Source organism: Nocardioides nitrophenolicus (genome assembly GCF_016907515.1).
GTDB lineage: Bacteria > Actinomycetota > Actinomycetes > Propionibacteriales > Nocardioidaceae > Nocardioides > Nocardioides nitrophenolicus.
In genome coordinates this window covers 3,910,336-3,935,937 of the sequence record NZ_JAFBBY010000001.1, presented here as the reverse complement: position 1 = coordinate 3,935,937, position 25,602 = coordinate 3,910,336, and the positions used below count along the sequence as shown (strand labels likewise).

General features: G+C 73.7%; 26 protein-coding genes and 1 tRNA gene. 8 read left to right on the top strand and 19 right to left on the bottom strand.

Annotated elements, in window-relative coordinates; genetic code table 11:
* Positions 1-50 precede the first annotated feature (50 nt).
* From JOD66_RS29215 to JOD66_RS19000, 5 genes are all read right to left on the bottom strand, one after another.
* Positions 51-791 carry a hypothetical protein gene (locus tag JOD66_RS29215; protein WP_204838388.1) on the bottom strand — a complete coding sequence of 247 codons (741 nt, stop codon included), beginning with the start codon at positions 789-791 and terminating at the stop codon, positions 51-53.
* Between the two features lie 2 nt (positions 792-793).
* A complete protein-coding gene (locus JOD66_RS19015) occupies positions 794-1,585 on the bottom strand; it encodes a 3'(2'),5'-bisphosphate nucleotidase CysQ (RefSeq protein WP_204838387.1) in 792 nt (263 codons plus the stop codon).
* A gap of 619 nt (positions 1,586-2,204) precedes the next feature.
* Positions 2,205-2,807, bottom strand: a complete 603-nt coding sequence (gene pth, locus JOD66_RS19010) for an aminoacyl-tRNA hydrolase (RefSeq protein WP_204838386.1) — start codon at positions 2,805-2,807, stop codon at positions 2,205-2,207.
* 95 nt (positions 2,808-2,902) lie between these two features.
* Positions 2,903-3,547, bottom strand: a complete 645-nt coding sequence (locus JOD66_RS19005; protein WP_204838385.1) for a 50S ribosomal protein L25/general stress protein Ctc — start codon at positions 3,545-3,547, stop codon at positions 2,903-2,905.
* Positions 3,548-3,747: 200 nt separating this feature from the next.
* Positions 3,748-4,173, bottom strand: a complete 426-nt coding sequence (locus JOD66_RS19000; protein ID WP_239545335.1) for a MarR family winged helix-turn-helix transcriptional regulator — start codon at positions 4,171-4,173, stop codon at positions 3,748-3,750.
* Positions 4,174-4,247: 74 nt separating this feature from the next.
* Between JOD66_RS19000 and JOD66_RS18995 the strand changes: the two genes are divergently transcribed.
* On the top strand, positions 4,248-4,883 hold the full coding sequence (locus JOD66_RS18995; protein ID WP_204838384.1) for a maleylpyruvate isomerase family mycothiol-dependent enzyme: 636 nt from the start codon (positions 4,248-4,250) through the stop codon (positions 4,881-4,883).
* A gap of 74 nt (positions 4,884-4,957) precedes the next feature.
* Positions 4,958-6,130, top strand: a complete 1,173-nt coding sequence (locus JOD66_RS18990) for an ATP-binding protein (RefSeq protein ID WP_204838383.1) — start codon at positions 4,958-4,960, stop codon at positions 6,128-6,130.
* Positions 6,131-6,482: 352 nt separating this feature from the next.
* Here JOD66_RS18990 and JOD66_RS18985 read toward each other — a convergent pair whose 3' ends face one another.
* From JOD66_RS18985 to JOD66_RS18960, 6 genes are read right to left on the bottom strand one after another with little or no spacing between them, the layout of a single operon-like run.
* Complete coding sequence (locus tag JOD66_RS18985; RefSeq protein ID WP_204838382.1) at positions 6,483-7,463, bottom strand: ribose-phosphate diphosphokinase; 981 nt, start codon at positions 7,461-7,463, stop codon at positions 6,483-6,485.
* A 34-nt stretch (positions 7,464-7,497) separates the two neighbouring features.
* On the bottom strand, positions 7,498-8,988 hold the full coding sequence (gene glmU / locus JOD66_RS18980; protein ID WP_204838381.1) for a bifunctional UDP-N-acetylglucosamine diphosphorylase/glucosamine-1-phosphate N-acetyltransferase GlmU: 1,491 nt from the start codon (positions 8,986-8,988) through the stop codon (positions 7,498-7,500).
* A 58-nt stretch (positions 8,989-9,046) separates the two neighbouring features.
* Entirely contained in the window at positions 9,047-9,703 is a 657-nt protein-coding gene (locus JOD66_RS18975; RefSeq protein ID WP_443678781.1) for a response regulator, read from the bottom strand.
* Positions 9,700-10,923, bottom strand: coding sequence for a sensor histidine kinase (locus tag JOD66_RS18970; protein WP_239545333.1), 1,224 nt, complete (start codon positions 10,921-10,923; stop codon positions 9,700-9,702). Before JOD66_RS18970 ends, JOD66_RS18975 begins: the two co-directional genes overlap by 4 nt.
* A 14-nt stretch (positions 10,924-10,937) precedes the next feature.
* Entirely contained in the window at positions 10,938-12,275 is a 1,338-nt protein-coding gene (locus tag JOD66_RS18965) for an FtsX-like permease family protein (RefSeq protein WP_204838379.1), read from the bottom strand.
* Complete coding sequence (locus JOD66_RS18960) at positions 12,272-13,012, bottom strand: ABC transporter ATP-binding protein (protein ID WP_204838378.1); 741 nt, start codon at positions 13,010-13,012, stop codon at positions 12,272-12,274. The genes JOD66_RS18965 and JOD66_RS18960 overlap by 4 nt, the downstream gene beginning before the upstream one ends.
* A gap of 245 nt (positions 13,013-13,257) precedes the next feature.
* On the opposite strand from JOD66_RS18960, the gene JOD66_RS18955 reads away from it, so the two are divergent.
* Both JOD66_RS18955 and JOD66_RS18950 read left to right on the top strand, forming a co-directional pair.
* The gene (locus tag JOD66_RS18955) at positions 13,258-13,437 is read left to right on the top strand and encodes a DUF5999 family protein (RefSeq protein ID WP_204838377.1); all 180 of its coding nucleotides are present in this window, start codon (positions 13,258-13,260) and stop codon (positions 13,435-13,437) included.
* A gap of 35 nt (positions 13,438-13,472) precedes the next feature.
* Positions 13,473-13,871 carry a DoxX family membrane protein gene (locus tag JOD66_RS18950; RefSeq protein WP_204838376.1) on the top strand — a complete coding sequence of 133 codons (399 nt, stop codon included), beginning with the start codon at positions 13,473-13,475 and terminating at the stop codon, positions 13,869-13,871.
* Position 13,872: 1 nt separating this feature from the next.
* Here JOD66_RS18950 and JOD66_RS18945 read toward each other — a convergent pair.
* From JOD66_RS18945 to cysS, 5 genes are all read right to left on the bottom strand, one after another.
* Positions 13,873-13,951: transfer RNA gene (locus tag JOD66_RS18945), tRNA-Gln, on the bottom strand.
* Between the two features lie 121 nt (positions 13,952-14,072).
* Entirely contained in the window at positions 14,073-14,582 is a 510-nt protein-coding gene (locus tag JOD66_RS18940) for an LppU/SCO3897 family protein (RefSeq protein ID WP_204838375.1), read from the bottom strand.
* Positions 14,583-14,693: 111 nt separating this feature from the next.
* Positions 14,694-16,196 (bottom strand): metallophosphoesterase, encoded by a 1,503-nt coding sequence (locus tag JOD66_RS18935; RefSeq protein ID WP_307823605.1) that lies wholly within the window; start codon positions 16,194-16,196, stop codon positions 14,694-14,696.
* The gene (rlmB, locus tag JOD66_RS18930; RefSeq protein WP_204838374.1) at positions 16,193-17,167 is read right to left on the bottom strand and encodes a 23S rRNA (guanosine(2251)-2'-O)-methyltransferase RlmB; all 975 of its coding nucleotides are present in this window, start codon (positions 17,165-17,167) and stop codon (positions 16,193-16,195) included. The genes JOD66_RS18935 and rlmB overlap by 4 nt, the downstream gene beginning before the upstream one ends.
* A gap of 2 nt (positions 17,168-17,169) precedes the next feature.
* A complete protein-coding gene (cysS, locus tag JOD66_RS18925) occupies positions 17,170-18,564 on the bottom strand; it encodes a cysteine--tRNA ligase (RefSeq protein WP_204838373.1) in 1,395 nt (464 codons plus the stop codon).
* A gap of 137 nt (positions 18,565-18,701) precedes the next feature.
* Here cysS and JOD66_RS29590 point away from each other — a divergent pair, with 137 nt between their 5' ends.
* Complete coding sequence (locus JOD66_RS29590) at positions 18,702-19,943, top strand: C39 family peptidase (RefSeq protein ID WP_204838372.1); 1,242 nt, start codon at positions 18,702-18,704, stop codon at positions 19,941-19,943.
* 3 nt (positions 19,944-19,946) lie between these two features.
* On the opposite strand, the gene JOD66_RS18915 is transcribed toward JOD66_RS29590, so the two are convergent.
* Positions 19,947-21,482 (bottom strand): molybdopterin-dependent oxidoreductase, encoded by a 1,536-nt coding sequence (locus JOD66_RS18915; RefSeq protein ID WP_204838371.1) that lies wholly within the window; start codon positions 21,480-21,482, stop codon positions 19,947-19,949.
* A gap of 52 nt (positions 21,483-21,534) precedes the next feature.
* On the opposite strand from JOD66_RS18915, the gene ispF reads away from it, so the two are divergent.
* The 3 genes from ispF (at position 21,535) to JOD66_RS18900 (ending at position 23,754) form a co-directional block, all read left to right on the top strand.
* Positions 21,535-22,011, top strand: coding sequence for a 2-C-methyl-D-erythritol 2,4-cyclodiphosphate synthase (gene ispF / locus JOD66_RS18910; RefSeq protein ID WP_239546563.1), 477 nt, complete (start codon positions 21,535-21,537; stop codon positions 22,009-22,011).
* A 91-nt stretch (positions 22,012-22,102) separates the two neighbouring features.
* Complete coding sequence (locus tag JOD66_RS18905) at positions 22,103-23,017, top strand: alpha/beta fold hydrolase (protein WP_204838369.1); 915 nt, start codon at positions 22,103-22,105, stop codon at positions 23,015-23,017.
* Positions 23,014-23,754 (top strand): IspD/TarI family cytidylyltransferase, encoded by a 741-nt coding sequence (locus JOD66_RS18900; protein WP_204838368.1) that lies wholly within the window; start codon positions 23,014-23,016, stop codon positions 23,752-23,754. Before JOD66_RS18905 ends, JOD66_RS18900 begins: the two co-directional genes overlap by 4 nt.
* Here JOD66_RS18900 and JOD66_RS18895 read toward each other — a convergent pair.
* Together JOD66_RS18895 and JOD66_RS18890 are read right to left on the bottom strand one after the other, a co-directional pair.
* Positions 23,744-24,865: a sensor histidine kinase gene (locus JOD66_RS18895; protein ID WP_204838367.1), complete on the bottom strand. Its 1,122-nt coding sequence runs from the start codon at positions 24,863-24,865 to the stop codon at positions 23,744-23,746. The genes JOD66_RS18900 and JOD66_RS18895 overlap by 11 nt on opposite strands.
* Complete coding sequence (locus JOD66_RS18890) at positions 24,858-25,517, bottom strand: response regulator transcription factor (RefSeq protein WP_204838366.1); 660 nt, start codon at positions 25,515-25,517, stop codon at positions 24,858-24,860. Before JOD66_RS18890 ends, JOD66_RS18895 begins: the two co-directional genes overlap by 8 nt.
* Positions 25,518-25,602: the final 85 nt, after the last annotated feature.

Sequence of the window (25,602 nt, the reverse complement as noted above, 5' to 3'; positions counted from 1 at the left end):
AACCCGTTTCGGCGCAGGGAGTGGGCTCAGGGAGTGGCTCAGGGGGTGGCTCAGGGGGTGATCGCGGGGGACGGAGTGGTCGGCAGCGAGGGGGTCGGGGTCGGGGCGACGGTGTCGCTGGGCGTCGCCGACTCGGTCGGGGTCGCCGGCGTGCTCGGCGTGGCCGGGTCCGTGCTCGGCGTGGGTACGCCGGTGGTGGGCTCGGTGGGCGAGGGGGTCGGCGTCGGCGTCGGCGTCTCCTCGGCCGGGAGCTCCTGCTTCCGCGGCCGGTCCCCGCTGTCGCCGCGGTCGCCGAACACGCCGCCGATGGAGGTCCGGTCCTTGCCGTCGGTGCCGCCGGTCAGGGTCGACACGCTGCGGCCGGCGATCAGCTCGACCGCGCTGATCACGACCACCGCGATCACGAAGATCACGGCGGCGAGCAGGGCGATCCGCTTCCACGGCAGCGCCGCCCAGCGGCTGCCGGCGGGCGCCGGCACGGGCTCGTCGCCCTCGACCTGGTCGAGCACCTCGGTCGCCTCGACATGGCGGTGGGCGCGCGCCGCCTCCCGCTCCAGCGCCGCCGCCTGCACCTCAGCTACCCGGCGCCGGCTGGACTCGATCCCCTGCTTGTAGAGCGCGGTGCTGACCGTGGCGATGACGCTGCCGAGCGCGGCACCGATCAGCGTTCCGGCGGCACCCAGGGTCGACAGCAGGACGGCCACCGTGACGGCGGCCCCGGCGCCCGCGAAGGTGGCGGGCCAGTCGATGCTCGGTCCGCGTCGTACGCGCTCGTCGGTGTCGCCGGTCACCGTCAGTCGGTGCCGTTCGCGGAGATGAAGGCCAGGATCTTCTCGGACAGCTCGGGGCGGCACACGATCACGTCGGGCAGGTAGACGTCGGACTGGTTGTAGACCAGCTCGCTGCCGTCGACCCGCGAGGTGAACAGGCCCGCGGCCCGGGCGACCGCGACCGGCGCGGCGGAGTCCCACTCGTACTGGCCGCCCGCGTGGACGTAGGCGTCGGCGACGTCGCGCACCACCGACATCATCTTCACGCCGGCCGAGCCCATCGGCACCAGCTCGGCGTCGAGCTCCTTCGCGAGCGCCTCGACGAACGCCGGCGGGCGGGTGCGGGAGACCGCGATCCGCGGCCGCTGGGAGGTGCGGGCAGGGACGACCGGCGGCGTACCGGTGTTGAAGGTCTCCCCGAGCGCGGGCTGCGCGACCGCACCGGCGACCAGCTCGCCGTCCTGCCACAGCGCGACGTGGACGGCCCAGTCGTCGCGCGGCGGCTCGGAGAACTCCCGCGTGCCGTCGAGCGGGTCGACGATCCACACCTTCGCGGCGGTGAGCCGGGCGTCCTTGTCGGCCGCGCTCTCCAGCGCCTCCTCGGAGAGGACGGCGTCGTCGGGGCGGTAGGTCGCCAGCAGGTCCATGAGCAGCACGTGGGCCGCCCGGTCGCCGGCGTCCTTGAGCTCCTTGCCGACCAGGCCCTCGGCACGCACCTCCAGCAGGCGGCGGCCGGCCTCCTCGGCCAGCCAGGCGGCGAGGAGGTGGTCGTCGGCGACGACCTCGGAAGCGGGGGTACCGGGCTCGAAAGTCACGCCGCCAGCGTAGTAGGCGGCCACGAGGCGCGGCACGCGCCTCCGGCCGCGGGTCGGTCGACGCGGGAACCACGAACGCCGCAGCGCAGGGAGCGAGGAACGAGCGACCGGAGCGGAGGGGGGCGGGTTTCCGCGTGCCGACCGGCTTGCCGCCATCCCGAGGCGGGACCTACGCGACTCGACCGCGTGCGCGGCAGCGCGGCGCGAGGCACGAGCGACGCGCTCGCGCCATCCAGCCCAGGAGTCGGTCGACGCGGGAACCACGAACACCGCAGCGCAGGGAGCGAGGAACGAGCGACCGGAGCGGAGGGGGGCGGGTTTCCGCGTGCCGACCGGCTTGCCGCCATCCCGAGGCGGGACCTACGCGACTCGACCGCGTGCGCGGCAGCGCGGCGCGAGGCACGAGCGACGCGCTCGCGCCATCCAGCCCAGGAGTCGGTCGACGCGGGAACCACGAACTCCGCAGCGCAGGGAGCGAGGAACGAGCGACCGGAGCGGAGGGGGGCGGGTTTCCGCGTGCCGACCGGCTTGCCGCCATCCCGAGGCGGGACCTACGCGACTCAACCGCGTGCGCGGCAGCGCGGCGCGAGGAACGAGCGACGCGCTCGCGCCATCCAGCTCAGCTGTTGAAGCGGGACTGGGTCTTCTCGAGGCCGTCGGCGATGAGCGACTCGACGGCGTCGGCGGCCGAGTCGATCTGGAACGGCAGCTCCTTGCGCTCGGTGGTGCCGTAGTTGGACAGCACGAAGTCGGCGACGTCCTGGCGGCCCGGGGGGCGGCCGATGCCGGCCCGGACCCGGTAGAAGTCGCCGGTGCCGAGCGAGGAGCGCATCGACTTGAGGCCGTTGTGGCCGTTGTCGCCGCCGCCCTTCTTGATGCGCAGCGTGCCGAAGTCGATGTCGAGCTCGTCGTGGATCGCGATCACCCGGTCGGCGGGGACCTTGTAGAAGGTCGCGAGCGCCTTGACCGGTCCGCCCGACTCGTTCATGTACGAGCGGGACTTGGCCAGTACCACGCGCGAGGCCGGGGTGCCCGGGGCACCGAGCCGGCCCTCGACGACGTCGGCGCGGCCGGTCTTGTGGGCGCGGAAGCCGCTGCCCATCCGGCGGGCCAGCTCGTCGACGACCAGGTAGCCGATGTTGTGGCGGTGCCCGGCGTACGACGGGCCGGGGTTGCCGAGCCCGACGACGAGCCAGACGTCGGCGCTGGTCGCGTCGCTCACGGAGGTCTCCTCGGCGTCAGGTGCGGCGGGGCTCCCCGGCGCGGGGGTCCGCGCCGGGGAGATGAGTCGGCCCAGGTACCACCTGAGCCGGCCGATCACTCGGAGTCGCCACCCTCAGCGGCCTCGGCCTCGGGCTCGTCCTTCTCGATGCCGGCCTCGGCCTCGGCCTCCTCCAGCTCGGCCTCGGCCTGCTCGGCGGTCTGCGCGGCGGTCACGTTGACGACCAGGGTGTCGGCCTCGGTCAGCAGGGTGACGCCGCTGGGCAGCTCGACCTGGCCGGCGAGGATCTGGGTGCCGGCCTCGGCGCCCTCGATGCTGACCTCGAACTGCTCGGGGATGTGGGTGGCCTCGGCCTCGACCTGGATGGTGGCGTTCTCGGTGACGACCAGGGTCTCGGGGGCGGCGTCGCCCACGACGTGCACGGGGACGTCGACGGTGACCTTCTCGCCACGCTTGACCGCGACGAAGTCGACGTGCTCGAGGACGCGGCGCACCGGGTCGACCTGGACCTGCTTGGTGAGGGCGAGCTGCGACTGGCCGTCGAACTCGAGCTCGAGGACGGCGTTGGCGCCACCGTGCTTGATCGCCATCATGGTGTCGTGGCCCGGCAGGGTCAGGTGGACCGGCTCGTTGCCGTGGCCGTAGACGACGGCGGGGATCTTGTGCTCGCGGCGGATGCGGCGGGCGGCGCCCTTGCCGAACTCGGTGCGGACCTCGGCCTGGATCTTCTCGGTGCTCATGGGGATCTCCTGATCGTCGCGTGGTGGTGGCGGCTGCTCGGAGACGAGAAACGCCGCGCTTCCCTCACCCGGTGACCGGCAGGGCGCGCGGCGTCATGGAGACAGACCGGCCCAGTCGATCACGGAGTCACAGAAGCGGGTGCTCCCTCGCCGAGGCAACCGGAGAAGACTACTCGCGCGGGTGCGTCCGGGCGAAATCGTCACTGGTAGGGATCGGTGATCTCGCGCAGGTCGGCGAGCGCCTCCTTGAGGACCGCCATCCGCTCGGGGCCGAGGTGGCGTGTCCACTCCCGCTCGATCGCCCGCTCCTCGCGCCGCGCGACCCGCTGCACCTCGCGGCCGCGCGGCGCGATCACCACGAGCCGGGCTCGGGCGTCGGCGGGGTCGGGCACCCGGTCGACGTACGCCGCCCGCTCGAGCTGGTCGACGAGAACGCTCGCGCTCTGCTTGGTGATCCGCGACTGCTCCGCCAGCTCGGTCACCCGGATGCCGTCCTCGCTCAGCCGGGCGGCGACCCGGGCCATGGCGGGCGTGAGGTCGCTGAAGCCCGCGGCGGCGACGGCGTCGGAGACCCGCTGCTCGACATACCGCGCCCCGATGAACATCAACAGCGCCGGATGCGCCATCGCGCTCCCCCTTGACGAACTGGTCAGACAGACTGACTATATCAGTCAGGGAGACTGACCATCCGGGAGTCGACATGGACAAGGCCGCGATCTGGGCGCACATCCACACCGAGCGCGCCGCGCTCGCGGCCACGCTGGCCGAGCTCGACCCGGCCGACTGGGCGCACGACACGCTCTGTCCCGGCTGGACGGTCCACGACGTCGCCGCCCACGTGATCTCCACGCCGCAGATCGGCTGGGGTGCGATGCCGGGGATGATGGCGCGCAACCTGGGCCGCGGCTACAACACGATGATCTTCCGGGAGGTCAAGCGGCTCGGCGCGCGCGAGACGAGGGAGAGCATCCTCGGCGACTTCGAGCGCTTCGCGACCAGCACCCACCACGTGCCGACGACGACCTCGGTCGAGCCGCTGATCGACGCCCTCCTGCACCATCAGGACATCGTCCGGCCGCTCGGGCGGCGGCGTGCCATGGCCCCGGAGGCGGCGGCCGTCGCCGCGGACCGGGTCCGGCGCCTCGCGTTCCTCATGGGGACCGGGCGGCTGGTCCGCAGCGTCCGCCTGGTCGCCACGGACGTCGCGTGGGACCGCGGCACCGGCCCCACCATCACCGGACCGGTCCAGGAGCTGCTCATGCTCGCCTCCGGACGCATGCCCGACCCGGCCCTGGTGGACGGCGAGGGGCTGGCACTGGTCGCGGCCGGCCGCTGACGGCAGTCGCCCGTCTTCCGATACTTTCTTATACTTCAGCGAAGTATAAAGAGGTATCAAGCTGGAGGCGCGCCATGCCGAGCAATCCCTACACACCCGGTCAGGTTCCCCGCATCCTCGCCGGACGGGTCGAGGAGATGCGCCGCATCGAGGGCCTGCTCGCCCGGGTGGCGACGTACGGCGAGCTCGGCGGCCCGCTACTGGTCTTCCACGCGCCCCGCGGGATCGGCAAGACCTCGCTGCTCCGTGCGGCGCAGCAGCGGGCGAACGAGTCCGGGTTCGTCACCGCGTGGGTGGCCAGCTCCCGCGACCAGCCCCTCCTGTCGGCCATCGCCGAGAGTGTCGCCCGCTCGCTCGAGCGGGCCGACGCAGTCCCCACCGGCGCGGCCGGCGGACGCTGGCGCGGACAGCTGGACCGCCTGACCCTCGAGGTCGGCGTACCCGGGGCCAAGGTGCAGGCCCAGCTGTCCCGCAGGGAGTCGGCCGCTCCGCCGCACGCCGCGATCGCCGGGCTCGAGTCCCTGCTCCACGAGGCGGCGACCTCGGTGCGCACCCGCCGGGGCGCCGGACTCCTCCTGCTCATCGACGAGCTCCACACCGCCTCCGCCGCCGAGATGGCGGTCCTGCTCAACACGCTGCAGAACCTCGACGGCGAGCGCGCGGACAACCCGCTCGCCACCGTCGCGGCCGGCCTGCCCGTCACCCCGGAGGCGCTCACCAGGGCCGCGACCTTCGGCGAGCGCAGCAGCTTCGTCTCGCTCGACCGCCTCTCCGACGTCGACGCCCGGGCCGCCGTGGTCGACCCGGCCGCGGCCGAGGACGTCGCCTGGTCGGACAGCGCCCTGACGGCGATCGTCTCGGAGTCCCGCGGCTACCCCTACCTCCTGCAGCTGCTCGGCAGCACCACCTGGGACGCCGCCGCGCCCGCCGCCGGATCCCGCCTCACCCTGACCCACGTGAAGCGCGGACTGCCCGTCGCCCGCGACCAGCTCGATGCCATGCACCGCGCACGCTGGGGCGCGGCCTCTCGGCTCGAACAGCGCTTCCTCGCCGCGATGGCGGCCGCCGGCGACGGCAACGTCACGCGCGCGGCCATCGCCGCCGGCATGGGCGTCGACTCCCGCTCCATCAGCGTGCCCCGGGAACGGCTCATCGAGAAGGGCGTGATCGAGCCCGTCGGCCACGGGCTGGTGCGGTTCACGCTGCCCGGGTTCGGCGCGTTCGTGCGGGGGCTCGACGAGGCGTGAGGGTCGGACTGGCGCGGGGTTGGTGCGCCGCGTCAGGGACTCACGGTGTTGGTTTTGGCTCGCTGCGCTCGCATGTCGGGCGCCCTTTTGACGCGTGATCTTCCCTCGCTGCGCTCGCTTCCTCGCTAGCGCTCGGTCGCTCGCTCCGCTCAGTCCAGATCACGCGGGGCGCCCGACGACATTCAGCTGAATGACATTCGCAGGCGCATGACATTCGGCCGAGCCCCGTCGCGCGCGCCGCGTTGCCTGGACGGAGCGCAGCGAGCGACCGAGGAACGAGGGAGCGAGCGGAGCGGAGGAAGGCAACGCGCAAAAGCGCGCGCGACATGCGAGCGAAGCGAGCCAGACAAACTCACGCGTGGCCGTCGAACATCGACGTCACCGAGCCGTCCTCGAACACCTCGCGGATCGCCCGGGCCACGAGCGGTGCGATCGACAGCGTGGTGAGCTTGTCGAACTGCTTCTCCGGGGCGACGGGCAGCGTGTTGGTGATGACGACCTCGGTGGCCGAGCAGTTCTTCAGCCGGTCGACGGCGGGGTCGGACAGGATCGCGTGGGTGGCGGCGATGATGACGCCGGCGGCGCCCTCGGCCATCAGCGCCTCGGCGGCCTTCACGATGGTGCCGCCGGTGTCGATCATGTCGTCGGTGAGCACGCACATGCGGCCCTTGACGTCGCCGACGACGCGGTTGGCGACGACCTCGTTGGCGACGTCGGTGCGCCGGGTCTTGTGGATGAAGGCGAGCGGCGCGCCGTCGAGGCGGGCCGACCAGCGCTCGGCGACCTTGATCCGGCCGGCGTCCGGGGAGACGACGGCGAGCGGCTGGTCGCCGTACTTCTCCTTGATGTAGTCGGTGAGGACCGGGAGTGCCATCAGGTGGTCGACGGGGCCGTCGAAGAAGCCCTGGAGCTGGTCGGCGTGCAGGTCGACGGTGATGATCCGGTCGGCGCCGGCGGTCTTGAACAGGTCGGCCATCAGCCGGGCGGAGATCGGCTCGCGACCGCGGTGCTTCTTGTCCTGGCGGCTGTAGCCCCAGAACGGCATGACCACGGTGATCCGTTTGGCGGAGGCGCGCTTGAGCGCGTCGACCATGATCAGGTGCTCCATGATCCACTCGTTGATCGGAGTGGTGTGGCTCTGGATCACGAAGGCGTCGCAGCCGCGCACCGACTCCTCGTAGCGGACGTAGATCTCCCCGTTGGCGAACTCGTAGGCCGAGGTGGGGACCAGGTCCTGGTCGAGGATCTGAGCGACCTCGTCGGCCAGCTCGGGGTGTGCCCGTCCGGAGAAGACCATCAGGTTCTTCTCGGTCGTCCGCTTCAGACCGCTCACGCGCGTGACTCCCCCTGGTCGCCGAAGGTGGTGACTACGATTCTGCCCGCTCGGCGGGGTCGTCCCCAAGTCCGGGTCCGTTTTCGGACTGTTCACCCGTGGCCGCCGCCACAGCGGCCGCCGCGGCGTCGCCCTGGGCCGTGCCGGCGCGGCGCGACAGCACCCAGCCCTCGAGATTGCGCTGGGGGGAGGTGCTGACCGCGAGGGCGCCCGCCGGCACGTCCCGTCGGACGACGGTGCCGCCGCCGGTGGAGGCGCCGTCGCCGATGGTGACCGGCGCGACGAAGGTGTTGTTGGAGCCGGTCTTGGCGTGCCTGCCGACGACGGTGCGGTGCTTGGCGACGCCGTCGTAGTTGGCGAAGATCGTGCCGGCGCCGATGTTGGTGCCCTCCCCGATCTCGGCGTCGCCGACGTACGACAGGTGGGGCACCTTCGCCCCGTCGCCGATCCGGGCGTTCTTGGTCTCGACGAAGGCGCCGATCTTGCCGTCGGCGCCGAGCAGGGTGCCGGGCCGCAGGTAGGCGAACGGCCCCACCGACGCGCCGGCGCCGATGACGGCGAGCTGTCCGTGGGTCCGTACGACGCGCGCCCCCGCCCCGATCTCGCAGTCCTCGAGCGTGGTGTCGGGTCCGATCACCGCGTCCTCGGCGACCACGGTCGCGCCGAGCAGCTGGACCCCGGGCAGGATCGTCACGTCGGGCGCCAGCACGACGTCGGCGTCGATCCAGGTGGTCGCCGGGTCCATGACGGTGACGCCGTCGCGCATCCAGCGGGTGACGATGCGCCGGTTGAGCTCGCGGCCGAGGTCGGCGAGCTGGGCGCGGTCGTTGGCGCCCTCGGTCTGCAGGGCGTCGTCGATGGGGTGCGCGGTGACGACCAGGTCGGCGTCGCGGGCCAGCCCGATCGCGTCGGTGAGGTAGTACTCGCCCTTGGCGTTGTCGTTGCCGATCCGGGCGATGGCGTCGGCGAGGAAGGCGGCGTCGAAGGCGAGGATGCCGGAGTTGATCTCGGTGATGGCGCGCTGGTCGTCGGTGGCGTCCTTCTCCTCGACGATCGCCTGGACCACCCCGGCGTCGTCGCGGACGATCCGGCCGTAGCCGGCCGGCTTCTCGACGATGCCGCTGAGGATGCTGACCGCGGCCCGGGCCGCTCGGTGGGCCGCCGCGAACTCCCGCAGCGTCGCCGCCTCGAGCAGCGGCGTGTCGCCGTTGGCGACCAGCACGACGCCGTCGGTCGGCGCGCCGGCGAGCGCCTCGAGCGCGATCCGCACGGCGTGGCCCGTGCCGAGCTGCTCCTCCTGCACGGCGAGCACCGCGTCGGGACGCAGCTGGCTGACGTGGGGCGCGACCAGCTCGCGCTGGTGACCGACCACGGTGATCAGCCGGACCGGATCGAGGGCGCCGACGGCCGTCAGCACATGCTCGATCATCGAGCGCCCCGCGATGCGGTGGAGGACCTTCGGCGTCTTCGACTTCATGCGGGTGCCGCCGCCGGCGGCGAGGACGATCACGGTCAGGTCGGTCACGGGAACACCCTAGGCCGCACTCTCGACGGAACCGGCCACGGTGCGGCGGGGAGGCGCCCTACCGCCCGTCCAGCCAGGCCAGCACCGCCAGTACCCGCCGGTTGTCGTCGGAGGCCTGGGGCAGGTCGAGCTTGGTGAAGATGTTGTTGATGTGCTTGCCGACGGCCTTCTCGGTGACCACCATCCGCGCCGCGATCGCCGCGTTGGAGCGCCCTTCGCCCATCAGGGTGAGCACCTCCCGCTCCCGCTCGGTGAGCCGGTCCAGGGGCCGGGACCGCGCCGAGACCAGCGCGGCGACCACCTCCGGGTCGAGCACGGTGCCGCCGGAGGCGACCTGGTGGACCGCCGCGAGGAAGCCGTCGACGTCGGCGACCCGGTCCTTGAGCAGGTAGCCGATCGCGCCCTCGCCACCGGCCAGCAGGTCGCGTGCGTAGAGCGGCTCCACCCACTGGCTGAGCACCAGCACCGGGAACGCCCGCCGGGTCGTGCGCACCGCCGTGGCCGCCTCCAGGCCCTCGGTGGTGTGCGTCGGCGGGAGACGTACGTCGACCACCGCGATGTCGATGTCGTCGCGGCTCAGCGCCCGGGCCAGCGAGGGCGCGTTGTCGACCGCCTCGACCACCTGGATCCCACCGGACTCCAGGATCCGGGTCAGGCCGACGCGCAGTAGGGCCTGGTCCTCGGCGAGCACGGCGCGCAGGGGTGGCTGCGTCACAGCGGCAGGCACGGCACCTCCATCCGGACCGTGGTCGGTCCGCCGTCGGGACTGTCGACGGCCAGGGTGCCGTCGAAGGCGGCGAGTCGGCGCGCGACACCGGCCAGCCCCGACCCCGCGGCGTCGGCGCCACCGCGGCCGTCGTCGCCGGCGACCAGGCGGAGCCGGCCGTCGACGTACGTGCCGGTCACCCAGGCCCGGCTCGCCGCGGCGTGCTTGACCGTGTTGGCGAGGCACTCGGCGACGGCGAAGTAGGCGGCGGACTCGACCGGCGCGGGCAGCCGAGGCAGCTCGACCGCCACCGCCACGGGGACGGGCAGGGCGACCGCCAGCGCCTCGACCGCACCGGCCAGGCCGCGGTCGGCGAGCACGGGCGGGTGGATGCCGCGGACCACGGAGCGCAGGTCGTCGAGCGCGTCCATCGTGGTCTCGCGGGCCTCGCGCAACAGGGCGGCCGCGGCCTCCGGGTCGGTCTGGAGCAACTTCTCGGCGAGCCCGACGCTCATCCCGACCGAGGCGATCCGGGCCTGGGCGCCGTCGTGGAGGTCGCGCTCGATCCGGCGCACCTCGGCGGCGGAGTGGTCCAGCGTCTCGGCTCGGGACTCCTCGACCTGCCCCACCCGCTCCTCGAGCTCGGCGACCCGGTCGTGGCCGAGGATGGCCCGCTCGGCGCGCGCCCGGGCCCGGACCAGCGGCTCCACGGTCACCCACCACGCCAGCAGCAGCGGCCCGCTGAACACGAACAGCAGCACCCAGGCCCAGTCGCCGGCGGTGAAGGCCAGGATCAGCCAGGTGATCGGCGTGGTCAGCAGCAGCACCGGCAGCGCGGACAGCACGAAGCCACCGGTCGCGGCGAAGCAGAGGAAGCCGAAGTCGCGCCACCGGGCCGGGTCGCGCAGCCAGTACGCCGGCCGGACCAGGGCCACGCCCCGGCCCGGCGCGTACGACGCCGCGATGTCCTCCCCCAGCAGCCGGCCGCTGGAGCGGCGGTGCACGCCGGTCAGCGCCGCGGTCGCCGGCACCACGCCGAGCGCCAGCAGGAAGCCGACGCCGGCGAGGCCGAGCGGGATGCAGAGCAGGCTGAGGATGGCGAGCAGCAGCCCGGGGACGAAGGAGACGGCGTACGCGGCGGCCACCAGGCTCAGCCGCAGCCGCTCCCGCAGCCCGGCCTCGTCGACCGGCGTCACGGGCAGCGGTCGGATCGGAGCCAGCACGTCCATCGTGGCCAAGTCTGTCATCGCGCGAGCTCTCGGGCCGCGGACCGCACCGCACCACGCGCCGATCCGAGCGTCAGCGCCACGATCGCGGCGATCACGACCGGCGCCAGCCACAGCCCACCGTCGGGGACGACGCCCTCGTGCCGGGCCACCGCGAACGGGACGACCGTGGTGAGCGCGGCCAGGGTGCCGAGGACCACGCCGACGGCCGCGACCACGCCCGCCTCGGCGACCACCGAGCCGCGGACCTGGCGCGGCGTGGCGCCGAGGAGGCGGAGCCGGTGCAGCTCCTCGCGCCGATGGGCGATGGTCGCCACGAAGGCGTTGACCACCATGATCGCCGCGAACAGCGACACCATCCCGACCACGACGTTGTTGAGCAGGGTGATCGTGTCGCTGTCGGCGTTGCCGCCGGGCAGGGTGCGCCGGTCGATGTCGACCAGCATCAGGGTGCCGACGGCGGCGGAGGTGAGCACCACCACCGGGGCGAGCACCCCGGAGAGCAGGTGCGCCCGCCGCGCGGTGTTGTAGGACGCCAGGTGGGCCGTCGCGGACGAGCCCGCCAGCAGCCGCACCGGTGCGGCGCCCCAGCGCAGCAGGACCGGCGCGAGCACGGCCAGGCCGACGCCGACCAGGATCGAGCTGGAGCCGCTGGTGGACATCGCGGCGTACGGGTCGGCGTCGTGGGCGGTGACGGTGATGGTGATGACCGCCATCGCCAGGCCGTAGCCGACGAGCAGCAGCGCGATCGCGACCCGCCACCAGCGCATCCGGCCCTGCTCGCTCGCGCTCGCGCGGGCCACGATGCCGGCGGGGCCACGGGTCGCCCGCCGCGCCGCGACCGCGGCGGCCAGCGCCGAGACGGCGAGGACGAGGAGGGCGGCGCCGGCGACCGCGGCCGGCCCGCCGTCGTACCGGGTGCGCTCGGAGACCAGTCCGCCCGAGCGGATCAGCCCGAAGAGCGCCCGGCCGGAGAGCGCCGCGAGGAGGGCACCGGCCATGGCGGCGGTGACGGCGACGGCGCCGGTCTCCCGGGCGATCAGCCGCCGCGCCTGCCGGGGCGTGGCGCCGATGGTGCGCAGCAGCCCGATCTCCGTGGCGCGCTGCGTCGTGGTGATGCCGACCGTCGAGGCGACCGAGAACAGCACGATCACGGCGCCCCAGCCGCCGACGACGGCGCCGAGGATGACCAGGGTGTCGGCATCGCTGCCGGAGGCGGCGCCCGCCGACTCGGCGAGGGTGGCGAAGGAGCCGATCAGCAGGGTGCCGAGCAGGACCGCGAGGAAGGTCGCGACCGCGGCGCGCGGGCGGTGGCGCAGGCTGCGCAGGGCCAGGGCGTTCGTCGCGGTGCTCACGCCGACACCAGCTGGTCGAGGTGGGCCAGCTGACCGGCGACCGCCTCGGCGGTGGGGTGGGCCATCCGGCCCGCGACCCGGCCGTCGACCAGGAAGACCACCTCGCCGGCGTACGACGCGGCGACCGGGTCGTGGGTCACCATCACCACGGTCTGGCCGAGGTCGACGACGCTGCCGCGCAGGACGCCGAGGACCTGGCGTGCGGTGACCGAGTCGAGGGCGCCGGTGGGCTCGTCGGCCAGCAGCACGTCCGGTGTGGTGAGCAGCGCCCGGGCGATCGCGACCCGCTGCTGCTGGCCGCCGGACAGGCTGGCCGGCAGGTGGTGGGCGCGCTCGGCGAGGCCGACCCGGTCGAGCAGGTACCGGACCCGCTCCCGGTCCACCCGCCTGCCCGCGAGCCGGCTCGGGAGGGCGACGTTCTGGGCGGCGGAGAGGTACGGCAGGAGGTGGAAGCCCTGGAAGACGAACCCGATCCGCTCCCGGCGCAGCCGGGTGCGCCGCTCCTCGTCCCAGTCGGTGACGTCGGTGCCGCCGACCAGCACCCGGCCGCCGGTCGGGCGGTCCAGGCCCGCGGCGCAGGCCAGGAAGGTGGACTTGCCGGAGCCGGACGGCCCCATCACGGCGGTGAAGGTGCCCCGCCGGAAGGCGAGGTCGACGCCGGCGAGCGCGGCGACGGCGTTGTCGCCGGCGCCGTAGGTGCGGGTGAGGCCCTGGACCTCGAGTGCGATGTCGGACATGGCTGCTCCTGGGGTGCGGAATCTGGTGTCTCCGACGCTAGGAACCAGGAGCCTCCGGCTCGATGGGCCTGGCCTGCCGATCCGGGGTGGGGTTTTCCCCACCCCTCCCGCCGCCTTCTGCGCCGCGCTCCGGCTACGGGACGGCAACGGGATCTGCACAGTTCGGCGAAAGTGCGTGCATCCGCGGCCGATCAGGCGTATCACGGAAGCTGGAAGAGTTTGAACGATCGAAAGGGAGCACGACGATGTGTGACCACTCACCCGAGTGCCCGGCCGCCGGGGACCCCGACTGCTGCACCGCCCACGTGACCGCCGACCACAGCGAACAGGGCTGGTGCCGGCTGTGCAACGGCGTGATCCTGTTCGACGACGGCGCGTACCTCACGCCGGAGGGGCGAGCGATGTCCCTGCCGCAGTCCGCCTGAGGGAGTCCGCGGAGGCGGGGCGTACCGTCGAGGGCATGCGCCCGACCGCACGACGGCTCGCCCGCCTCCTGACCGGCACCACCTACCTCCTGCTCGGCCTCGACGCCCTGCGCACCCCCGGCGCCCGGGTGAGCGCCGCCGGGCCGCTGCTCGCCACCCTGCGTGGCGTCGTACCGCTGCCGGAGGACGACACCCTCCTGGTGCGCGCCAACGGCGCCGCGCAGGCCGCTGGCGGCGCCGCGATCGCGGCCGGCGTACTCCCCCGCACCGCCGCCCTCGGCCTGATCGGCTCGATGGTGCCGACCACGCTGGCCGGGCACGCCTTCTGGGCGGTGGACGACCCGGCCGTGCGCAAGCAGCAGCAGGTGCAGCTGCTCAAGAACCTCGCCATGATCGGCGGGCTGGTCCAGGTCGCGCTGGACCGAGGTGAGTGAGCTCCCCGGGTAGGAGTCGAACCTACGTCGCTTGTCCTGATTCAAAGTCAGGCGGGCCCTGCCGGCAGACCAACCGGGGATCGATCGCGCGCCCAGCCTAGAGCCCGCCAGGAATTGGTGCCGCGTCGCATCTGACGAATGGGTCACGCAGAGCGTCGATTTCCAGCCCGTTCGTCAGATGCGACGGCGTCAACTCGAGGCTCAGGCAGCCGGGCCGAGGCAGAGGAGCGTCTTCTGCGCCTTGTCCTCCAGCGGCTGGGAGCCGTTGGCGCACTCCTCGCCGGCCTTGCCGACCGAGACGACCTTGACAATCGAGGTGTTGCCGGCTCCCTCGGTGCAGGCCACCTTGGTCGCCGGGGTGGACATCCCACCGAGGTCGAAGCAGTCGCCCTTCTTGGCGTTGAGCGCCAGGCACAGGTCGGCGACGTTGCCGGAGTTCGAGGTGCCGACCGAGATCGTGTAGTTCAGCTCGGCGTCGTCGCAGTTCCCCTTGTCGCTGACGATCTTGTAGACCGCCTCGGCGTCCCCGCAGTCGACCTCCTTGTGGTCGGCGTCGAAGCTGGAGCCCGACATGACCAGGCACTCACCCACGTCGGGTGCCTTGGCCTGTTCGATCTTCTCGGTGCCGAAGTACTTGATGCCACCGATCACCGCCGCGACGATGATCGCGACGCCCACGCCGCCCAGCTTGAGCAGCAGACTCTTCCCCATTTAAGGACTTCCCTTTCCAGGTCCGGGCGATCCCGAGCCACCCACAACGAAACGGGACCTCCCTTCCCCCGGTGAACCATCACCAAACACACCCGGTGGGATCGAGCCGGCTCAGTAGGTCAGCGCCGCCCAGGGATCGACGTCGTAGCGGCCGTTGGGCTGGAGGGTGACCGACTGGATGCCCGCCGGCCGGCCGTCGCGATAGGTGACCAGGGCGATGCTCGCGGGGCGGCGCAGCTTGCTGCCGATCGCGATGGCGTACGCCGCGCCGCCGGTCGTGCCGAGCGTGTAGGTGTAGCCGATCCGGCCGTCCTCGGCGGTCACCTCGGTCGGTCCGGTCTGCACGTGGATGTGCCCGCCGAGCACCAGGTCGACGCAGCCGCGGGCGAGCGCGGGCTTGGCGATGTTGGCGTCGTGGACCAGGAGGGTGTTGACCCGGTCGCCGTCCTCGTCGGCGGCGCAGGCGGCGTCGGCGAGCAGGTCGGCGACCTCGGCGAAGCTGAGCCCGGTCTGGTCGCGCCAGTCGCCGAGACCGCTGGAGCGCGGGTCGTCGACGCCGAGGATCCGCGAGCCGCCGGGCCCGTCGATCACCTCGTCGTCGAAGTAGGTCCAGCCCAGGTCCTCGAGATGGCTGCGCACGAAGCCGCCGTTGTCGTGGTTGCCCGCGACCGCCCAGCGGCCCTCGAAGTCCTTGAACGAGGCGGCCAGCGAGTCGAGCGAGAAGGCCTCCCAGCGGCTGCCCGTCGACGTGTCGTCGCCGGCGTCGAAGACCGCGGTCGCGCCGCCCGCGTCGGCGATCGCCCGGGCGACCTTGTCCATGCCGACGTTGTCGTGGCGGTCGGAGACCAGCACCACGACGGTCTCCCCCTCCTCGGGCTCGCGCAGCTCGAGCATCGCGGCGTCGTCGGCGGCCTCGGAGTAGAACCGCAGGCTCTCGTCGTAGCTGCTGATCCCGCTCTCGATCAGCCGCCGGGACTGCGCCGTGGTCGCGTCCGCCATCACCTCGACGGAGTCCAGCTCGTCGGGCAGCGGCACCTCCGGGCCGAGGAAGTCGGCGAGCGGCGTCCAGTGCTGCGCGGGCGGGTCGCTGCGGCCCCAGCCGTAGGGCACGACGCCCGCGACGGTGAGCGCGAGCGCCAACCCGGTGACGGCGAACCCGCGCCGGGTCAGCAGGCCGGCGTACAGTTCCTGACGGCGGGCCCGGCCGACCAGGCCCCAGACCAGCAGTGGCACGGCGCCCAGCACGGCTCCCTGCACCAGCGCGGCGTACGCCATCGCCTCGACCGTACGCCGGGCGACCTCGATCTGGCCCTCCGGCTGGGAGGCGATCGCGGCGTACCGTGACGTCAGCTCCTCCAGGGTGTCCGCATCGGTCTTCCCGAGCTCGACCTCGACCCCGATCGGCACGCCCGACGGCATCCGCAGGTCGGGCAGCACCGGCCCCATCCGCGCGACGACCTCGCCGGACAGGTTCGGGCTGAGGCTCGCCTCGTGGCTGGCGATCTCGACGGTCCGCTCGCTGTGGAGGAAGATCGCGAGCGCGATCGCCGCGGACAGGACCAGCCAGGTCCCGACGTACGCGAGGACCTTGAGGAGGCGGCGGGGCGAGATCACCCGCGTGCGCGGGCCTCCGCGACGGCGTAGAGCGCCACCGACGCGGCGACGCCGGCGTTCAGCGACTCCAGGACGCCGGCCATCGGGATGGACATCAGCCGGTCGCAGCTCTCGGCGACCAGCCGGGACAGGCCCTCGCCCTCGGAGCCGACGACCAGGACCAGCGGGCCCTCGACGAGGTCGGCGTCCGCGGTCAGCTCGGGCAGCGTGAGGTCGCCGTCGGCGGCGAGGCCGATGACGAAGCACCCGGCCTCCTGGTACGCCTTGATCTGGCGGGTCAGGTTGACCGTCTGGGCGACCGGGCAGCGGGCGGCCGCGCCGGCCGAGGTCTTCCAGGCCGCGGCGGTCATCGAGGCCGCGCGCCGCTCGGGGATGACCACGCCGTGGGCGCCGAAGCCGGCCGCGCTGCGCACGATCGCGCCGAGGTTGCGCGGGTCGGTGATCGAGTCGAGCATGACGACGAGCGGCTTCTGGCCGAGGTCGTCGGCGGCGTCGAGGAGGTCGTCGGGGTGGGCGTACTCGTACGCCGGGATCCGGGCCGCGAGCCCCTGGTGGACCGCGCCGTCGGTGAGCCGGTCGAGCTCGCCGCGGCTGACCTCGAGCAGGCCGACACCGTGCTCGGCGGCGAGCCGGAACACCTCGCGCAGCCGGCCGTCGCGCTCGGCGCCCTCGGCGACGTAGACCGAGGTCACCGGCACCCGCTCGCGCAGCGCCTCTACCACCGGGTTGCGCCCGGCGATCCACTCGTCGCCCCCGCTCTTGCGCCGCGGGCCGCCGCGCTGCGCGCCGGCGCGCTTGTCGGCGCGCTTGCGGGCCTCGGCGATCTTGTGGGCCTTGTGGTACTCGCGGTCGACGGCCTTGGGCGTGGGGCCCTTGCCCTCCAGCCCGCGGCGGACCTTGCCGCCCGTCCCTCCGGTCGGCTTCTTGCTCGACTTGCGGATCGCGCCCTTGCGGCTCGAGTTTCCGGCCATGCTCAGCTCACGCTCCAGGTGGGTCCGTCGGGGGTGTCGGTGACCTCGATGCCGGCCGCCTTGATCCGGTCGCGGATCGCGTCCGCGCGGGCCCAGTCCTTGTCGGACCGCGCCTGGGCACGCTCCTCGAGCAGGCCGGCCACCAGCGCGTCGACGGCCGTGGTGAGCCGCTCCTCCGCGCCGGACGCGCCCGCGCCGGCCCACGCCGGGTCGGCCGGGTGGACGCCGAGCACGTCGACCATCGCGGCGACCGCACCCGCCGTGGCGGCGGCGTCCTCGCCGGCGGCGAGCTGGCGGTTGCCCTCGCGCACCGTGTCGTAGAGGACCGCGACCGCGGCCGGCGTACCGAGGTCGTCGTCGAGCGCGGCGGCGAAGGCCTCCGGCAGGGGGCCGGGCTCCGGGGCGCCGGCGCGGTCGAGGAAGGAGACGATCCGCTGGTAGCCCGCGGCGGCCTCGTCGAGCGCCTCGAAGCTGAACTCGACGTGGGAGCGGTAGTGGGCGGCGACCATGTAGAACCGCAGCTCCGCGCCGCTGACCCGCCGCAGCACCGACGGGATGGACAGGGTGTTGCCGAGCGACTTGCTCATCTTCTCGCCGGCGGTGGTGATCCACGCGTTGTGCATCCAGTACGACGCGAACGCGCCGCCCGCCGCGCGCGACTGGGCCTGCTCGTTCTCGTGGTGGGGGAAGCGCAGGTCGACGCCGCCGCCGTGGATGTCGAACGCGTCGCCGAGGTACTTGCCCGCCATCGCGGAGCACTCGATGTGCCAGCCCGGGCGGCCGCGGCCCCACGGGCTCGGCCAGGACGCGGTCTCCGGCTCGGAGTCCTTGCGGCCCTTCCAGAGCGCGAAGTCGCGCGGGTCGCGCTTGCCGCGCGGGTCGGCGTCGGCGGCGGGCTCCATGTCGTCGACGCCCTGGTGGGTCAGCTCGCCGTACGACGGCCAGGAGCGCACGTCGAAGTAGACGTCGCCACTCCCGTCGGCCGCCGGGTAGGCGTGCCCGCGCTCGACCAGCCGCTCGATCAGCACGATCATCTCGGGGATGTGACCGGTCGCCGCGGGCTCGTAGGTCGGCGGCGCGACGTTGAGCGCGGCGTACGCCTTGTCGAGCTCGATCTTCATCGCGTAGGCGAGGTTGTACCAGGGGCGACCCTGCTCGGCCGACTTCGCCAGGATCTTGTCGTCGATGTCGGTGATGTTGCGGATGAACGTGACGTCGTAGCCGCGGTGGCGCAGCCAGCGCTGGAGCACGTCGAAGTTGACCGCCGAGCGGACGTGACCCACGTGGGGCTCGCTCTGGACCGTCAGCCCACAGACGTAGAGACCCACCCTGCCCTCCTGGAGGGGCACGAAGTCACGTACTTCGCGGGTCGCGGTGTCGTAGAGCCGGATGGTCACCCCGCCAGTCTAGGGATCCGTGCGGGTCCGCCTCACATCGTCGCTCGCGGTTGTGACCAAGGGCGGGTTCAGGGGGTCGTGCCCACCCGGGCGACGTCCGTGTGACGCAAGTGACGGATGTGACGTACCGTTGACCGGTGCGCCGGTCCTTCCCCGTTCCCGTCGTGTCCCTGTCCCTCGCGCTGGTCGCCTGCCTGGCGGCCGGGCTCGCCGTGGTCGCCGACCGCTCCGGCAACGATCACGCGAGACGACACGGCTCCGAGGCGGTCGCCGCGGCCGCGGTGTCCGAGCGGCAGGTGCACCTGCAGCGGCTCACCCCGCAGACCTGGAAGCCGACGGCGACCGAACGACGCTACGGCCGCAGCTACCTCGGCACCCGCTGGAAGAGCCCGTGGGTCTCCCCCGGCTTCGACTACACCGAGCTGATCGCCTCCTGGTCCGCGCGGACGCCCGGCTCCAGCTGGATCGAGGTCGAGGTCCGCGGCCGCACCGCCGGTGGCGCGCGGACGTCGTGGGACTCGCTGGCCCGGTGGGCCGCGAAGGACAAGGTCGTCAAGCGGCGCTCCGGTGGCGCCCAGACCGACGACGGCACCCGGCTCGCGACCGACACCTGGAAGACGCCCGGGCTGGCGGCGTACCGGATCCGGGTCACGCTGCGCCGCGAGGCCGGCCGGAAGGCGCCGCGGGTGGACCTCGCGACCGTGCTGACCTCCCGCCTGCCCGCCACCCCCGGCGCGGTCTCGGCGCCCGGCGTGGCCCGGGGCGTCGAGCTCGCCGTCCCCCGCTACTCCCAGATGATCCACACCGGCCACTACCCGCAGTGGGGCAACGGCGGCGAGGCGTGGTGCTCGCCGACGTCGACCTCGATGGTGCTCGGCTACTACGGCCGGCTGCCCGGTCCGGGCGGCTATGCCTGGGTGCCGGCCGGCCACCCCGACCCGTGGGTCGACGCGGCGGCCCGGCTGACCTACGACCACGCCTACGAGGGCACCGGCAACTGGCCCTTCAACACCGCGTACGCCGCCCGCCGGCTCGGCGCGGGCGGCGAGGCCTTCGTCACCCGGCTGCGCGACCTCACCGACGCCGAGCTGCTGGTGCGCTCGGGCATCCCGCCGGTGATCTCGATCGCGTTCGCCCGCGGCGAGCTGTCGGGCGCGCCGATCTCCGCGTCCAACGGGCACCTGCTGGTCATCGTCGGGTTCACCGCGACCGGCGACGTGATCGTCAACGACCCGGCGGCGGCCAACGCCGACGGCGTCCGACGGGTCTACCCCCGGGCCCAGCTCGAGCGGGTCTGGCTCCAGGCGTCCGGCGGCACGGCGTACGTCATCCACGACGCCGCCCACCCGCTGCCGGCCGCGCCCGGCGGCAACTGGTGAGGGTCAGCCCGACACGCTGATGTCGATGGTGTGCCACCCCGTCGCGCCATCCGGTACGACGTCGGCGACCGCGCCGGTCTGGATCCGCCCCTGCTCGTCGATCGCGCGCACCCGGAGCTGGTGCTTGCCGGGCGCCACGTCGACGACGGCGCGCCACTGCACCCAGGTGTCGGCGTTCGGCGTCGCCGCGAGGACCGCACGCTGCCAGCGTCCGCCGTCGACCTGCACCTCGACGCCGGAGATCCCGGTGTGCTGCATCCAGGCCACGCCCGCGCAGACCAGCTCGCCGGCCGGTACGTCGGCCCCGTCGCCGGGCACCTCGATCGTCGACGCGATCTTGACCGGTCCCTGCGCGGACCAGCCCTTGTCGGTCCAGTACGCCGTGAAGTCGTCGAAGCGGGTGACCTCCATGTCGACCACCCACTTGCAGGCCGAGACGTAGCCGTAGAGGCCCGGGACGATGGTGCGCACCGGGAAGCCGTGCTCGATCGGCAGCGGCTCGCCGTTCATCGCGACCGCCAGCATCGCGTTGCGCTCGTCCATCAGCGCCGCCAGCGGGGTCCCGCAGGTCCAGCCGTCCTCGGAGGTCTGCAGCACCGCGTCGGCGCCCGGCAGCGGCTTGGCCTGGGCGAGCAGTCCCGCCAGGCGCACGCCGCTCCACCAGGCGTTGCCGATCAGGTCGCCGCCGACCTCGTTGGACACGCAGTTGAGGGTGATCCAGTCCTCGGTGATCTCGCGAGCCACCAGGTCGGCGTACGTCAGCCGGATCTCGCGCTCGACCATGCCGTGGATCCGCAGCTCCCAGTCGGCCGGCGCCACGGTCGGCTTGATGATGGCCGTGTCGATCAGATAGAAGTCGTCGTTCGGCGTCTGCCAGGCCTTGACCCCCTCGACGCCGACGGTCACCCCGTCGGGCACGGCCGGAGCGGTGACCCCCTCGATGCGCAGCAGCCGGCGGCTCTGCTCGGCCCGGCGGCGCGCGTTGCCGGCGATCCGACCGGCCAGGCCGCCGGCCACCGACACGGCCGCGATCGCGCCGGAGAGCAGCAGGAACCGGCGCCGGGTCGGGAGCACGTCCTCGCGGGTCGCGGCGTCCTCGGCGAGCTCCCAGCGCCGCAGCCACTCCGCGAGCAGCGCGAGCACCACCAGCCAGCACAGCAGGCCGACCACGACCGGCGCGAGGTCGATCAGGCTCGGCGTCGGCTTGGCGAGGACCGCGACCACGGCGACGCCCGCGAGCACGACGTACCCGGTCACGGCGGCCCACCAGCGCCGGTGGGCCAGCCGGCCGAACCAGCCGAAGAGCAGCGCGAGGAGCACCAGGATCCCGACGACCAGCACCTTCTTGTCGGAGGTGTCGAAGGTGTCGATCGCCCACTTCGCGACCGGACCGGGGGTCAGCGCGATGACGCCCTCGGCGACCGCGACGAGCGGCGAGTCCCGGACGTGCAGCAGGGCGGCCGCGGCGTAGCTGACCGCCAGGCCGACGGCCCCGGCGAGCAGCCCGGCGACCGGCCACCAGGCGCGGGAGGTCCTCACCCGGCCGATTCTCTCTCACGGCCCGGGTCTCGGGCATGATCGGGCCGTGAACCTGCGCATCGGCATCGGCTCCGACGTCCACCGCCTGGTCCCCCGCGGCCCGCAGGACCCGCCCCTCGCCCTCGGCGGCCTGACCTGGCCCGACGAGGAGGTCCGCCTCGACGGGCACTCCGACGCCGACGTCGCCGCGCACGCGGCGTGCGACGCCCTGCTCTCGGCGGCCGGTCTGGGCGACCTCGGCAGCAACTTCGGTACGGCGGAGCCCGCGTGGGCCGGCGCGAGCGGCGCCGCGCTGCTCGGCGAGACCCGCCGGCGGGTCGAGGCGGCCGGGTTCTCGGTCGTGAACGTGGCGGTCCAGGTGATAGGGAACCGGCCCAAGGTGGGCCCGCGCCGCGCGGAGGCGGAGGCCGCGCTCGGCGAGGTGCTCGGCGCCCCCGTCTCGCTGTCGGCCACCACCACCGACGGGCTCGGCCTGACCGGGCGCGGCGAGGGGGTCGCCGCGATCGCGACCGCACTGCTGTCCGCCTGACGGCTCGCTCTTCCCGCGACATGCTGTCGCAAGGCGGTCCCGGCATGGCAGGGTGGGGCGCCGACACCGACCGGGCGACATGGGGGAAGCGATGTCCGAGCACACCGTGATCACCGAGGACGGCCTGCGCCTCCACGTGACCGTCCGCGGGCGTGACGACGCGCCGCTCTCGGTGCTCCTCGCGCACTGCTGGACCGCCGAGGAGTCGGACTGGCACTACCAGGTCACCGACCTGCTGGCCCGCTACGGCCGCGACGTCCGGGTGATCACCTGGGACCACCGCGGACACGGCCGCTCCGACCGCGCGCCCGAGTCGGCCTGCACCATCCCCCACCTCGCCCGCGACCTCGGCCTGGTCGTCGACACCTATGCTCCCGAGGGGCCGCTGGTGATCGCCGGGCACTCGGTCGGCGGGATGACGATCACGGCGATCCCCGAGGAGCGGCCGGACCTGATGCCCCGCATCGTCGGCGCGCTGTTCGTCAGCACCACCAGTGGCGAGCTGTCGAAGGTGACCCTGGGCCTGCCCGCGGTGGCGGGCGCGCTGCTGCGCGACCGGCTGCCGTTCCTCCTGGCGAACCGGTCGCGGATGCTCAGCCTGAGCCGGCGGGAGAAGTTCCCGACCATCGAGCGACAGATCACCCGGCGCTTCCTGTTCGGCCGCCCCGCCCGCTCCCGCGACGTGGCGCACGTCGTCGACCAGCTGGTGCACGCGGCGCCGGACACGATGTCCGGCTTCTTCAAGGACATGATGGGTCACCACCGGATCGGCAACCTGTCGGCCTTCGACGACATCCCGACGACCGTCCTGGTCGGCACCCGCGACCTGCTCACCCCGCCCGAGCACGCCGCCAAGATCGCTCGCGGCATCCGCGGCGCCCGGCTCCTGGTCGCTCCCGACGCGGGGCACTACCTGCCGTTCGAGCGCCGGGCGCTGGTCAGCGACGAGCTGTTCACCCTCGTCGACCGGGCGCTGGCGCGGTCCTCACTAGGCTTCGCGGGGTGAGCACCGACCCGACCGGCCCGACCGACCCGACCGGCCCGACCGCGGCCGTCGTCGTCCTGGCCGCGGGCAGCGGCTCCCGCGTGGGCGCCGAGGTCAACAAGATCCTGCTCCCGCTCCGCGGCCGGCCGGTGCTGGCCTGGTCGGTGCTGACCGCGCTCGAGGTGTCGGGCGTGGACCCGGTCGTCGTGGTCCACCGTCCGGGCGAGCGGGCCGACGTCGGGACCGCGCTGCTGCCCGTGATCGGCGAGCGGGAGGTGCTGCTCGTCGAGGGCGGCGCGACCCGGCAGGAGTCCGAGCAGGCGGCGCTGGCGGCGCTCGCCCCGCGGGTGGCCGAGGGCCGCGTCGACGTCGTCGCGATCCACGACGGGGCACGACCGCTGGCGGGGGTGAGTCTGTTCGAGGTGGCGATCGCGACCGCGCGGGCGTACGGCGGCGCGGTGCCCACGCACGCACTGGGCGGCCTGCTCCCCCGCGACCCGGCCGCCGCGCCCGCCCCGGGCGGGCCGGACGCCCGACTGGTCGGCGTCGCCACCCCGCAGGCGTTCCGGGCGGCCCCGCTCGTCGAGGCCTACCGGGCCGCGGCCGCCGCCGGCTTCGACGGCACCGACACCGCCGCGGCGTTCGCGCGGTTCGCGCCCGCGGAGCACGAGGTGCGGGCCGTGCCCGCCGACCCGGGCAACATCAAGGTGACCTTCGCCGAGGACCTCGCGATGGCCGCCCGGCTGCTCAGCCCGTAGCCGGCCGCGCGGTCGGCAGCCGCACCGTCGCCAGCAGCCCGCCGGTGGGCAGTGCGGCCAGGGCCAGGGTGCCGTCGTGCGCCTCGGTGATGCTGCGGGCGATCGCGAGCCCGAGCCCGACGCCGGCGTGCGCCTGCTGGGTGCGCGCCCGGCCCCGCTGGAAGGGCTCGGTGAGGGTGTCGACCAGGTCCGGGTCGAGGTGCGGCCCGGTGTTGACCACGCTGAGGACGGCGGCCGCCGGCTCGTGCCGCGTGGTGATCCGGACGCTGCCGCCCTCGGGGAGGTTGTGGACGATCGCGTTGTGCGCGAGGTTCGTCGCCAGCTGCAGCAGCAGCGCCGGCTCGCCCTGGGTGACCGCGAGCTCCCCGGCCGTCTCCAGGACGACGCCACGCTCCTCCGCGAGCGGGAGCAGCGTCTCGGCCGCCTCCTCGGCGACGAGCGAGAGGTCGACCTCCTCCCGGGGGAACGAGCGGCGGTCGGCCCGGCTCAGCACGAGCAGCGCCTCGGTGAGCTCGATCGTGCGGGTGTTGACGGCGTACAGGCTCTCCACCAGCCGGGTGCGGTCGCGGGTCGGGTCCTTGCGGGCCAGCTCCAGCAGGGTCTGGGTGATGGTCAGCGGCGTGCGCAGCTCGTGGGAGGCGTTGGCGGCGAAGCGCTGCTGCTCGGCGAGGTGCGCCTCGAGCCGCGCGAGCATGCCGTCGAAGGCGTCCGCCAGCTCGCGGAACTCGTCGTCGCGCCCACGCAGGCCGATCCGATGGCTGAGCGAGCCGCCCGCGGCCCGGCGGGTGGCCTCGGTGATCCGGCCGAGCGGCGCCAGGATCCGCCCGGCGAGCAGCCAGCCGCCGCCCAGCCCGCAGACCAGCAGGAAGCCGAGCACCGCGGCCGCCTTGGGCCAGAACGCGGTCCACAGGTCGGAGCGCCCCGGGATGAACAGGTACGGCGCGCGCGGGTCGTCGTACGGCGTCGTCACGGCCTGGTCCGGCACGTAGCGCAGCAGGAATAGCCACACCACCGCCAGCAGCAGCGCGCCGGCCAGCAGCACCAGGCCGGCGTAGCTCAGCGTCAGCTGCAGCCGGACGCTCGGGCCGCGCCGTCGCGCGGGCCTAGACATCGATCCGGTAGCCGACGCCCGGCACGGTCGCGATCACCCACGGCTCGCCGAGCCGCTTGCGCAGCGCCGAGACGGTGATCCGCACGGCGTTGGTGAACGGGTCCGCGTTCTCGTCCCAGGCCCGCTCCAGCAGCTCCTCGGCACTCACCACGCCACCCTCCGCACCCATCAGCACCTCGAGGACGGCGAACTGCTTCCGGGTCAGCCCGACGTAGCGTCCCTCACGCTGGACCTCGCGGCGGAACGGGTCCAGGCGCAGCCCCGCGAGCTCGCGCACCGGCGGCCGGTGGTGCGCGCGACGCCGGTCGAGCGCGCGCAGGCGCAGCACCAGCTCCGCCAGCTCGAACGGCTTGGTGAGGTAGTCGTCCGCGCCGAGCGCGAAGCCCGACGCCTTGTCGTCGAGCCGGTCGGCGGCGGTGAGCATCAGGATCGGCATGCCGCTGCCGGACGCGACGATGCGGCGCGCGATCTCGTCACCCGACGGGCCGGGGACGTCGCGGTCGAGGACGGCGATGTCGTAGGCGTTGACGGCCAGCAGGTCGAGCGCCGCGTCGCCGTCCCCGGCGACGTCGGCGGCGATCGCCTCCAGGCGCAGCGCGTCCCGGACGGCCTCGGCCAGCAGAGGCTCGTCCTCGACGATCAGCACCCGCACCTCGCCGATGCTACGAGGCGGCGGATATCGCCGGCATATCGGAAAACCGATACGCCCCGGCAACGTCGCTCTCCCTTGACTGCTC